This window comes from Calditrichota bacterium (assembly GCA_013151735.1).
GTDB lineage: Bacteria > Zhuqueibacterota > JdFR-76 > JdFR-76 > BMS3Abin05 > BMS3Abin05.
Genome location: JAADHR010000188.1, coordinates 35,339 through 46,978, shown reverse-complemented (window position 1 = coordinate 46,978; position 11,640 = coordinate 35,339). Strand labels below are relative to the sequence as shown.

Sequence of the window (11,640 nt, the reverse complement as noted above, 5' to 3'; positions counted from 1 at the left end):
CATCCTGACTCTTTTCCGGGTGGAATTGAACGCCGAAAACGTTCCGATTAAAGGCCACGGAGGTGAAAACCTGTCCGTATTCCGTTGTCGCTAATTGGTGGTCGCTGTCGGTTTCCGAATAGTAGGAATTGGCAAAATAAAAAAAGGTCCCGGTGGGAATACCCGCAAAAAGGGGAGAGGGCTGGGTCCAATTAACCCGATTCCATCCCATGTGCGGAATGCGCACGGTTTCCGGGAACTGCTTAACGTGTCCGGGAATCCAATCCAGACCCTTGAAAAAGCCGTGTTCTTCGCTGTCGGTGAAAAGTAACTGGTGTCCCAGACAGATGCCGAGCAGCGGAGTCCCTTTTTTGAGACTTTCCTCCAGCACGGAAACAAGCCCCGTTTTCTGGAGATTTTGAATGGCGGCTCCGAAGGCGCCCACGCCGGGGAAAATCACACGTTCGGCCCGGAAAAGGGTTTCGGGCGCGTCGGTAATTTCTGCCGCGTATCCCAGCTTTTTCAGGGCTTTGGCCACGCTGGCCAGGTTGCCCACACCGTAATTGACAATGGCAATCATTTGGTTGACAGCACTCCTTGAATTTTGGGATCGATTTCCACCGCCTGCCGCAGCGCCAGTCCCACAGCTTTGAAAATGGCTTCCACGATATGGTGTGTGTTGCGGCCCTTCAATAGGTCGATGTGCGGGGTGAGCCAGGCATTGGACGCAAAGGCGCGGAAAAATTCCTCCACCATCTGGGTGTCGAAACCCAACGCCGGGTTGGTCGGAATGTCGCCGTCCAGGTGAAGAAAGGCGCGCCCGGAAATGTCCAGCGCCACCCGGACAAGTGCCTCGTCCATGGGGAGCAGGGCGTTGGCAAACCGCCGAATGCCCGCGCGATCGCCAATGGCTTGCGCAAAAGCCTGCCCCAGTACGATGCCCACATCTTCAATCGTGTGGTGCTGGTCCACGTACAAATCCCCTTTGGCCTGGACGGTTACATCAAACAAGGATGTTCGGGCCAGGGCGTTCAGCATGTGGTCAAAGAATCCGATTCCGGTTTTCAGCGTGGCCTGGCCGGTACCGTCCAGGGTAAGGCTCAAAGCGATGTCCGTTTCCCGTGTTTTTCGGGTAACGGTGGCGGTGCGTGTTTTCATGGTTCAAGTCCTTTCTTTTTGGATTGAAAGGCTGTGTAAAATTGGTTTTCCCGGAATTTTTGTGGGAAAGTAACAATTTATTCTTTGTAGAGCCGCAAAATCTTGCGGCTCTACAAGTGTTTTTTTGCCCATTTCACCAAAGGTTTTCCCTAATCCGTTTCGGTGTTTTTCAGCCTTCCGGCATCCCCCTAAAAGGGTTTTAGCTCTCTCTCAACGATTTCCTTTAGCGCAGTTAAAAATTGGTCATTTTCTTCCGGTTTTCCAATGGTCACGCGCAGGGCTTTTTCCAGCTTCGGGTAGTGGGACACATCCCGAATGAGAATGCCCCGCTGTTTCAATCCCTCAAAAATCGTTTGAATGGGGAGCTCCCGGCTTTCAAAGAGAATAAAATTGGCCCGGCTGGGGAAAACACGGATTTTATTCAGGCGGGTCATTTCCAGAAAAAGGCGTTCCCGCTCCGAACGAATAAGGGCAACGTTTTTCTTAATGGCATCTGCGTGACGAAAAAGTACCGCGGCAGCCACCTGCGAAAAGCGGTTCACACTGAAAGGTAGTTTGGCTTTTTTGAGTTCAGCCACCACCTCCGGCTGGCCGAGCATATAACCCAGACGGAGTCCCGCGAGACCGAAGCCCTTGGAAAGTGTCCGTAAAATCAGCAGGTTGGGGTAGACGGCAATCAAATCGCGGGCGGTCTCCTGAGAAAATTCGAAATAGGCCTCGTCCAGCACGAACAGACCGTCAAAATGCTGAAGAATTTTTTCCACCACCCGGGTGTTCAGAAACGCACCAGTCGGATTGTTGGGCGAATCAATGAGAAGCATTTGAACAGATTTTTCACGCAGGGTGGCGAAGATTTTTTCTTCGTCAAATTGAAAATCCCTGTTCAGGTAGACTTCAAACACCTCGCAATTAAAAATTTTTGCCAGCCGGGGGTACACGGAAAATCCCGGCCGAATAAGCAGAAGACCGTCCCCGGGATTCAGTGCGCCGATCATGGACGCCTGAATCAGCTCGTTGGATCCATTTCCAATAAGAATTCCCTGCCGGGGATGGCCGGTGTAGGCGGAAAGGGCCTCGAGCAAGTCCTCCGGCTCCTCGCTGGGGTAGCGTGACCATTCATCCTGCTGAAAGCGCTGCCAAATTTCCTGTTTGATTTCCGGAGGCACGTCAAAAGGGGATTCGTTCTGATTGAGTTTGATTGGGAAACCCTCCTGAGGAACCGTATACGCCTCCAAATCCTGGACGGAAAATTTTAAAAATGGAATCATTCTGTTTTTCCTGTTTCGCGGGCTACTTTTTTCCCGGGTTAATATTTTTCTTTCGGATTTCTACTGACTTCGCATGTGCCGTTAGTCCTTCGGTTTCGGCAAAACGTGCGATTTTGTCGGCTTCCTTTTGTAATTTTTCCTGCGAATACGCAATCCACGAGCTGCGTTTTAAAAATTCCAGTACACCCAGCGGAGAGGAAAACCGCGCTGTTCCGGATGTCGGGAGCACGTGCGACGGCCCTGCCCAGTAATCCCCAAGAGCCACAGGGGAATAGGCTCCCACGAAAACCGCCCCGGCGTGGGTGATTTTTTGAGCCACTTCGATCGCGTTTTGGGTTTGAACGGAAACGTGTTCCGGCGCAATCTGATTGACCAGCCGTATACCCTCCTCGATGGCGCCTTCAAACAAAATAATCTGGCTGGCTTCTGTCAGCGAAACCTCCAAAATCGCTTTTCGGGCCAGTTTTTTTACCTGTTTCTGAACAAGAGTTTGAACGGCTTCTACCAAACTGTCGGAATTGGTTACCAGAATGCTGCGTGCCCGTTCATCGTGCTCGGCCTGCGCCAGAATTTCCCAGGCCACAAAGTCGGGATTGGCCGTTTCGTCTGCCAGAACCACCACCTCGCTGGGGCCGGCGAGACTGTCGATGCCTACCTGTCCGAACACCGCTTTTTTGGCAATCTGAACAAACACATTCCCGGGGCCCACAATTTTGTCTACAGGACGAATGGTGGCCGTTCCGTAGGCCAAAGCAGCAATGGACTGCGCCCCGCCTACCCGGTAGGCCTCCGTGACGCCTGCAATCTGGGCGGCAGCCAGAATCGCCGGATGAACGGTTTTGTCCGGTCCGGGTGGCGTTACCAGTACGATCTCCTTTACGCCGGCCACACGAGCGGGGATCGCCGTCATAAGCACGGTGGACGGGTAGGGCGCTTTTCCGCCCGGGATGTAAATTCCGACCCGTTCCATGGGCAGGTAGCGCTCGCCCACAATTTCACCCAAAGCCCCCTTTTTTTGCCAGGATCGAGGCAGTTGCTGTTGTGAAAAGATCTCAATATTTCGTGCTGATTCAGTTAAGATTTCAAACAAAGCCGGTTTTACAAGTTTTTTGGCCTCTGGATTTTGGAAATCCAGTGGAATGTCGGAAATATCGAAATCCGAGCTGTCAAATTGACGTGTCCAATGTGCCAGGGCGGTGTCCCCTTCACGGCGGACGGAATTCAGAATTTCCTTCACGGATTTGGATACCTGGGAATCGTCACCCGGTAATTGGAATCGGCTCAGGCTGAATGTATTTGCGTGAATGACAGGAATCATGTTTTCAGTCTCCGGCAAAGGGTTTCAATGGCCTGGCGTTTCAGGGCAAAGCTGGCCCGGTTGACAATGAGGCGCGCGGAAATAGGGGCAATCGTTTCCAGTACGTGCAGATTGTTTTCCTTGAGGGTACGTCCGGTTTTGACGATGTCCACAATCACATCCGACAGGCCCAGAACAGCTCCCAGTTCCACCGAACCGGAAAGTTTAATCAACTCCACGGGAACGCCCTTTCGATAGAAAAAATCGGTGGCGATGTTGGGATATTTGGTAGCGACCTTTAAGAACGGCAAGGTCTGGTATTCTTGAAGCGGTTGTTTTCCGGCAACCACCATATTGCAGGTGCCAAACTTCAGGTCCAGAAGCTCGTACACATCGCCTCCTTTTTCCCAGATATTATCTTTCCCGCAAATGCCCACATCCGCAATGCCATATTCGACGTAAAGCGGCACGTCCTGGTCCTTAATGAAAATTGCCTGGAATTGGTTGGACGCGTCGTTGGCGACCAGTGCGCGATTGTGGGGTTCGGAAAGGGCAACCCCGGCAGCCCGAAGGCGCCGAATGGCCGTTTGCAAAAGTCGCCCTTTGGCCAGCGCAAGGGTCATCATAGGACAGCCTCCAATCGTTCTAATGTGAAAGAGAATCCCACGGCAGGCAGATCGGCCCCGAATTTTTGGAGAAGTTGATCGTAGCGGCCGCCGCTGCCAATTGGGAACCCAAGGTTTTGAGTAAAAATTTCAAACAGAATCCCCGTGTAGTAGCGCATGCCCTTTAGATTTCCCAGATCAAATGTGACAAATTGCAAGAGATTCTCATCGTTGAGGCGCCGGTACAGGGCATTCAAGTGGGTGAGAATAGCGTCAATCTGAAATGAACCGGACAGAGCTTCCAATTTTTTTAGGATTTCTTCTTTGCCAACCCAGAGCGGAAGCTGGCGCAGGATGTCCTGAATATCAGAGGAAATGGACCGGGATACAAGAAACTGGTCCAGCTCTGGAAGACGTTTTTCCCCCAAAAAGAAGCGAATGGTTTCTTGATCATTCGAAGACAGACCAGCTTCGGTCAAAATAGCGTTAACCACACCTACGTGTCCCAGGTTGATTTGAAACCGGGACAGCCCGATGGTTTGCAGAGTGGTAATGGCTGTCTTCAGAAGCTCGAAATCAGCAGTGACCGTATTGGTGCCAATGAGTTCAACGCCCGCCTGAACGAATTCGGAGAATTTTCCGGCATGAGGGGCTTCCTTCCGAAACACCGGGTTGATGTAAAAAAGCCGCAACGGCAGGGGAGAAGGCGTGAGTTTTGTGGCCACCAGTCGCGCAACCGCGCAGGTGCTGTCTGCACGAAGGGTCAGCAGATCGCCGTCCCGGTTGAAGAAACGGTACGACTGATTGAGCAGATCGTCCCGCATGCCCCGCCGAAAGACATCGAAATATTCGAACGTGGGGGTAATCACTTCTTGAAATCCCTGCAGGCGGAATTGGTCCCGCAGGCGTTGTTCCAGATTGCGGCGTTTTTCTGCGCGTTTAAAATAATAGTCCACTACACCAGGTGGCAGTTGTGCCACCGATCGGTTGAGCATAAAAATCTCCAGAATAGTTTTTTGGTTTTTTCTATTTTTCGGTACGGTCTGACCAGGTAGTCAGACAACACCTAAAAATGACCTGTTTTTACCTAAACAAAAAAGCCCACTTCCGATTGGGTAAGTGGGCTCGATTTGAAAATCCTGTATTTTTATTTAAAGTTTACCCGCAAATCGGCCCACGGTGTTCCGATGGTGATGGTGTAAATGCATGTCAGGCCTGCGAATAAACATAGCGTTCTCCAAAATTCCTTAATTAAATTGAACTAAAGATAAGCAAAATTCTGTCAAAAAGCAAGAAGTTTTTGGAAAACAATTAAAAAAATCACTGTGCAGGTGCGATGGCGCAAGGGGAAAAATAAACAAATGTTAAGTGGTGAGATTTTACGATCCGAGCAATTTACACAAAAACGCCGAAGGCGTTAAACATTTGCAGGAGTTAGAAAAGGGATCGATTTTGACAACCCCAGCGGGGTTGAACCGAAATGTTCTGATGTTGAACCCCTTCAGGGTTCCAAGATTTTTCCTTTGAATCATTCTACACATGTTCAACCGCTTCGCGGTTGAAAAAATCACTGTGGAGGTGCGATGGCGCAAAGGAAAAAATAAACAAACAATAAAAAAAGGGGCGCTTTTAGACAAGGCGCCCCTCTTATGGTTTCTTTTTATTTCATCGTGTCCGGAATACTGAACTGACTGTAATCCATTTCGGCCAGTTGCTTGTAGTAGCTCCAGCGGGCTTTGGCCTCGCGTTCGGCTTCTTGCAGTAATTTCTCAGCCCGTTCCGGGCGGCTCTTGGTCAGCATCTTGAACCGGGTTTCGTTGTAGGCGTATTCCTTAAAGTGAATCGACGGTTCCTTCGAATCCAGCTTTAACGGATTTTTACCCTGTTTGGCCAGCTCAGGATTGTAGCGGTAAAGCACCCAGGCTCCCGATTTTACCGCCAGTTCCTGTTGGCGGTCGCCCAGCATCATGTCGATACCGTGTTCAATGCAGTGGCTGTAGGCGATGATGATCGAGGGACCGTTGTAGGCCTCGGCTTCCATAAAGGCGCGAACCGTTTGGGCATCGTTGTAGCCCATGGCCACTTTGGCCACGTACACGTTGCCGTAGGTCATGGCCATCAGCCCCAGGTCCTTTTTGGGCAGGGGTTTTCCGGCGGCTGCAAACTTGGCTACGGCGCCCAGCGGGGTTGCCTTGGATGCCTGACCGCCCGTGTTGGAATACACCTCTGTGTCCAGAACCAGAACGTTAACATTCCGTCCGGAGGCCAGCACGTGATCCAATCCGCCGTACCCGATGTCGTAAGCCCAGCCGTCACCACCGATAATCCAGACGCTCTTCTTAACCAGAAGGTCGGCCAGAACCAGAAGGTGTTTGGCCTCTTCAGAATCCATTTTGGCCAGTTTCTGTTTCAACTGAGCCACGCGTTCCCGCTGCAACCGAATCCCGATTTCATCATGTTGATCGGCACTCAGAATCTCTTCAGCCAACTGCGGGCCAATCTCTTTGGCTAACCGCCTTACGAGTTCTGCTGCAAATTCAGACCGCTGGTCAATCGATAGCCGAAAGCCATAGCCGAACTCCGCATTGTCTTCGAACAAGGAGTTTGACCAGGCTGGTCCGCGCCCCTCGGGATTAATGTCCCAGGGAGAGGTTGGCAGGTTCCCGCCGTAAATGGATGAACACCCCGTCGCGTTGGCAATCAGTGTCCGGTCGCCAAACAATTGCGTAACCAGCTTAACGTAGGGTGTTTCTCCGCAGCCTGCACATGCGCCGGAATATTCAAATAGCGGTTGCAGGAATTGGGAGCCTTTTACCGTATCCAGACGCACTTTGGTTCGGTCCACCTCGGGGAGGCTTTCGAAAAATTCAAAATTTTCCCGTTCCTGTTCGCGCAGCGGCGGCTGAGGTGCCAGATCCAGCGATTTGTGTTCGGGATTCTTTTTGTCTTTTGCCGGGCAGATGTACACACACGCACCGCAGCCCGTACAATCTTCGGGGGCTACCTGCACCGTATATTTCCATCCGGGGAATTCTTTACCGCGGTAGTCCATCGATTTAAATGTGGGCGGCGCGTCATCCAGGTGTTTGGGATCGTATGCCTTGATCCGAATAGCGGCGTGGGGACAGACAATGGCACATTTGTTACACTGAATACAAAGGCCTTCGTCCCAGACAGGAATTTCCAGCGCAATGTTACGTTTTTCCCACTTGGCCGTTGCATTCGGAAATGTGCCGTCCGGAGGCAGCATACTTACCGGCACCTCATCGCCTTCACCCGCAATAAGTCGGGCCGTAAATTTTTGCACAAATTCCGGCGCTTTCGGAGAAACCACCGGAGGCATTTCGATTGTGCTGGTCGGCTTGTCAGGATAATCAATTTTGTGAAGATGAGCAAGGGCCTGATCCACCGCGTTGAAGTTTTTCTGAACGATTTCTTCACCCTTTTTGCCGTATGTTTTTTTGATGGCATTTTTGATGGCGTCAATGGCCTCATCTTTTGGAAGAATACCTGAAATGGCAAAAAAGCAGGTCTGCATAATCGTGTTGATGCGTAAACCCATGCCCGTCTTTTTTGCGACTTCATAGGCGTCGATCGCATAAAAATTGAGCTTTTTATCGATAATTTGCTGCTGGACTTTTTTGGGAAGTTTGTCCCAGGTTTTTTCCGGTCCGTAGGGGCTGTTCAGCAGAAATGTGGCCCCTTCCACGGCATTCTTAAGCATATCAAATTTTTCGATGAAGAAAAACTGGTGACAAGCCACAAAATTTGCCGCGTTAATTAAATAGGTAGACCGAATGGGACGCGGTCCGAAACGCAGGTGCGAAACCGTCATCGAACCGGCCTTTTTGGAATCGTACACAAAGTAACCTTGTGCGTAATTTTTGGTGCCTTCTCCAATAATCTTAATGGAGTTTTTGTTGGCGCTCACGGTTCCGTCAGAACCGAGCCCGTAAAACATGGCCCGCACCACATCATCCTTCTCGAGGCTGAATTTGGGATCCCATTCCAGACTGGTGTGGGTTACATCGTCGTGAATACCCACTGTGAAGTGGTTTTTGGGTTTGTCTTTTTTGAGCTCATCAAACACACCCTTTACCATGGCCGCTGTGAATTCTTTGGAAGAGAGACCGTAGCGTCCGCCGACGACCCTGGGGGCTGTCTTAAAAGGAGCCGTGCCATCGCTCATGGCTTCTGTAATGGCGGTGATCACATCCAGATAAAGCGGTTCGCCTGTGCTGCCGGATTCCTTGGTTCGATCCAGTGTGGCAATCACTTTTACCGTGGGCGGCAGGGCCTGCATGAGGTGCTTAATAGAGAAGGGGCGGTACAATCGAACCTTCACCACACCCACCTTTTCGCCCTTTTCCATCAGGTATTCCACGGTTTCGTGAGCGGTTTCCACACTGGAACCCATCAGCATAATCACGCGTTCGGCATCCGGAGCCCCGACATAATCAAACAGGTGGTACTGACGCCCCGTAATTTTAGCAAATTTATCCATCTGTTTCTGCATGATGTCCGGGGCTTTCAGGTAGAAGGGATTGGCGGCTTCCCGGTTCTGGAAGAATACATCCGGGTTTTGAGCCGTGCCGCGAATAAAGGGATTGTCCGGGCTGAGGGCGCGCTGGCGATGGGCTCTGACCAGGTTGTCGTCGATCATGGCCCGCATGTCGTCGTCACTTAACTGTTCAATCTTGGAAATTTGATGCGAGCTTCGAAATCCATCGAAAAAATGAACCAGCGGCACACGGGATTCCAGTGTAGCGGCCTGGGCAATCAATGCAAAATCCATGATTTCCTGGGTAGAACCCGAAGCCAAAAGCCCAAATCCCGTTCCTCGGGTAGCCATGACGTCACTGTGATCGCCAAAAATAGAAAGGGCGTGCGTAGCAACGGAACGAGCAGCCACGTGAAAAACAGTGGAATTTAATTCGCCCGCAATTTTAAACATATTGGGAATCATCAGAAGCAAACCCTGGGATGCGGTAAAGGTGGTGGTTAGCGCACCTGATTGCAGGGAGCCATGCACCGCACCCGATGCCCCGCCCTCGCTCTGGAGCTCCACCACGGTGGGAATGGTGCCCCAGATATTTTTTTGATTCATTGCAGACCACAGGTCTGCCCATTCTCCCATTGGAGAGGATGGTGTGATGGGATAAATGGCGCAGACTTCGTTTACTTTATGAGCAACATAAGCCGCGGCCTCATTTCCATCGATTGTGACCATTTTTCTACTCATGTTCAATCCTCCAATCTATTAAAATTTTGGTAAGAGACGCGTGTGATGTGTACAAAACGATCTCTTATTCCAATGCCATTTCCAAATCAGCACTAAATATAATCAAAAATTAAACAAAATACAAAATAAAATTGGGCTTGTGCTATATTTTTGATGTTTTATCGGCAAATAAATGGGCTGAATTGAGTCCTATTTTCAATAATTCCGAATGGAGCCGTTGCATTCGGCTTCTTTCCAAAACTCGTTCCTTAGTAAATTGTGGAACGGTGTTCGATTTTGCTTGACTTAAATCGATTTAATCTTTAAATTAGCTTTTTAAAATTACTAACCTTGTAAACAACTACCGTACGTTAAGGAATCTGGAAGAAGATTGAGGAGGACAACAGCATGCTGCATATTTCCTGGGTAGATTGGTCAGTTATTGCGCTCTATTTTGTTTTCGTTATTGGCATTGGAATTTATCTGCGAAAATTTACCAGCACAGGAGAAGATTTCTTCCTGGCGGGACGCCGAAACAGCTCATGGATTGCCGGACTCGCTTTCCTGAGTGCCAATATGGGTGCCCTGGAGCTGCTCGGAATGACAGGAAACACTTTCGAGTATGGCATGTACGTCGCGCATTTTTATTGGATTGGGGCCATTCCCGCCATGCTTTTTCTGGCTGTTTACATGATGCCCTTTTACTACAGCAGTAAAATCCACTCGGTTCCCGGATATTTAAAACTCCGATTTGATGAAAAAACCCGGGTCTTGAATGCGATTTCCTTTGCCCTGATGACGCTCCTGGTCTCTGGGATTAATCTGTACGCCATGGCCCTTGTCCTGCGGACATTTTTGGGGTGGAACTGGGACGCCTGCATGTGGGCATCGGCTGTAACGGTAGCCGCTTATGTGACTATGGGCGGATTAATGTCCGCTATTTTTACGGAGATCATTCAGTTTTTCCTGATCTGGTTTGGCCTGATGCTGGCATCAATTATGGGGTTGATTGAAATAGGGGGCTGGAAGGCCATTTTTGCACGAATTCCCGATTCCATGGGAAAACTCTGGTCCACTTCTGCCGATCCCTCACTGAATGGCATGCACGTGACCTGGATGGGAATTGTTCTGGGGTTGGGATTTGTTCTTTCATTTGGCTATTGGACGACTGATTTTTTGGTGGTCCAGCGTGCCCTCTCAGCCAAAAATCTGCGTTCTGCACGAATGACTCCGGTCATTGCTTCATTCTTTAAAATGGCGCTTCCTTTTATTGTCATTATGGGGGGGCTGATTGCCTGGGTGCTTGCACGTGACCCCAGCAGCGGCTTTAAATTATTGGTTGATAACGGACAGGTCCGCTACGATTCGGCTCTGCCCATGCTTCTGGCGCGGTACTATCCGGAGGGTCTGATTGGCCTTGGGGTAACGGCCCTGCTGGCCGGATTTATGGCCGGACAGGCCGGAAACATCAGCGCATTTAATACCGTCTGGACCTACGATATCTACAAATCGGTCATTAAAAAGAATGCCTCCGACAAGCATTACGTCTGGATGGGACGGGTGGCCACCATTGCAGGTATTCTCATCAGCATCGTCACTGCGTATTGGGCAAAATCCTTTCCCAGCATTATGGACTACATGCAAGCGATTTTCTCGTGGGTCAATGCTCCTTTGTTTGCAACCATGCTTTTGGGAATGTTTGTGGTCTGGATTACGCCCAATGGCGCCTTCTGGGGATTGGTGGCAGGGATGGTTTCTTCTTTTACCCTGTTTATCCTGGTGAAATTTGATCTCATTTCCCGCTCGCTAATCACCCTGTCAAATAATGCCAGTCCCATGGCAGCCAATTTCTGGCGTGCCTGGTGGGCCTGGTTGATTTGTTTTAGCGTAACCATTATCGTAAGCTTTTTTACAAAACCGCGACCCAGGGAGGAACTGGTGGGCCTTGTGAAACGAATGACACCGATTGCAAAGGAAGAGGACGCTCCCTTTTACAAAAAGCCGGCCGTTGTTGCCGTTTTTTCTCTGATTATCCTGGTTGTACTAAATCTGCTCTTCTGGTAAAAATAAGTTTGTTTGAAGTCGTTTTGATTGTTTCACTTAAGGAGACTA

General features: G+C 50.2%; 8 protein-coding genes. 1 reads left to right on the top strand and 7 read right to left on the bottom strand.

The window, feature by feature from the left end:
- The 7 genes from hisH to nifJ form a co-directional block, all read right to left on the bottom strand.
- On the bottom strand, positions 1–559 hold a 559-nt coding region (gene hisH / locus GXO76_13370; protein ID NOY78847.1), incomplete at its 3' end, for an imidazole glycerol phosphate synthase subunit HisH.
- Positions 556–1,137: an imidazoleglycerol-phosphate dehydratase HisB gene (gene hisB / locus GXO76_13365; GenBank protein ID NOY78846.1), complete on the bottom strand. Its 582-nt coding sequence runs from the start codon at positions 1,135–1,137 to the stop codon at positions 556–558. The genes hisH and hisB, both read right to left, overlap by 4 nt.
- 188 nt (positions 1,138–1,325) lie before the next feature.
- Complete coding sequence (hisC, locus tag GXO76_13360; GenBank protein ID NOY78845.1) at positions 1,326–2,405, bottom strand: histidinol-phosphate transaminase; 1,080 nt, start codon at positions 2,403–2,405, stop codon at positions 1,326–1,328.
- Positions 2,406–2,427: 22 nt separating this feature from the next.
- The gene (gene hisD, locus GXO76_13355) at positions 2,428–3,723 is read right to left on the bottom strand and encodes a histidinol dehydrogenase (protein NOY78844.1); all 1,296 of its coding nucleotides are present in this window, start codon (positions 3,721–3,723) and stop codon (positions 2,428–2,430) included.
- Positions 3,720–4,325: an ATP phosphoribosyltransferase gene (locus tag GXO76_13350; protein NOY78843.1), complete on the bottom strand. Its 606-nt coding sequence runs from the start codon at positions 4,323–4,325 to the stop codon at positions 3,720–3,722. The genes hisD and GXO76_13350 overlap by 4 nt, the downstream gene beginning before the upstream one ends.
- Positions 4,325–5,302 carry an ATP phosphoribosyltransferase regulatory subunit gene (gene hisZ / locus GXO76_13345; protein ID NOY78842.1) on the bottom strand — a complete coding sequence of 326 codons (978 nt, stop codon included), beginning with the start codon at positions 5,300–5,302 and terminating at the stop codon, positions 4,325–4,327. Before hisZ ends, GXO76_13350 begins: the two co-directional genes overlap by 1 nt.
- A 665-nt stretch (positions 5,303–5,967) precedes the next feature.
- A complete protein-coding gene (gene nifJ, locus GXO76_13340; protein NOY78841.1) occupies positions 5,968–9,549 on the bottom strand; it encodes a pyruvate:ferredoxin (flavodoxin) oxidoreductase in 3,582 nt (1,193 codons plus the stop codon).
- 387 nt (positions 9,550–9,936) lie between these two features.
- Here nifJ and GXO76_13335 point away from each other — a divergent pair, with 387 nt between their 5' ends.
- Positions 9,937–11,592 carry a sodium:solute symporter family protein gene (locus tag GXO76_13335; GenBank protein NOY78840.1) on the top strand — a complete coding sequence of 552 codons (1,656 nt, stop codon included), beginning with the start codon at positions 9,937–9,939 and terminating at the stop codon, positions 11,590–11,592.
- Positions 11,593–11,640 lie beyond the last annotated feature (48 nt).

Bases quoted from the DNA above. Each gene is read 5' to 3' on its own strand.
- hisB (NOY78846.1), bottom strand. From the start codon at position 1,137: ATGAAAACACGCACCGCCACCGTTACCCGAAAAACACGGGAAACGGAC.
- hisC (NOY78845.1), bottom strand. From the start codon at position 2,405: ATGATTCCATTTTTAAAATTTTCCGTCCAGGATTTGGAGGCGTATACG.
- hisD (NOY78844.1), bottom strand. From the start codon at position 3,723: ATGATTCCTGTCATTCACGCAAATACATTCAGCCTGAGCCGATTCCAA.
- GXO76_13350 (NOY78843.1), bottom strand. From the start codon at position 4,325: ATGACCCTTGCGCTGGCCAAAGGGCGACTTTTGCAAACGGCCATTCGG.
- hisZ (NOY78842.1), bottom strand. From the start codon at position 5,302: ATGCTCAACCGATCGGTGGCACAACTGCCACCTGGTGTAGTGGACTAT.
- nifJ (NOY78841.1), bottom strand. From the start codon at position 9,549: ATGAGTAGAAAAATGGTCACAATCGATGGAAATGAGGCCGCGGCTTAT.
- GXO76_13335 (NOY78840.1), top strand. From the start codon at position 9,937: ATGCTGCATATTTCCTGGGTAGATTGGTCAGTTATTGCGCTCTATTTT.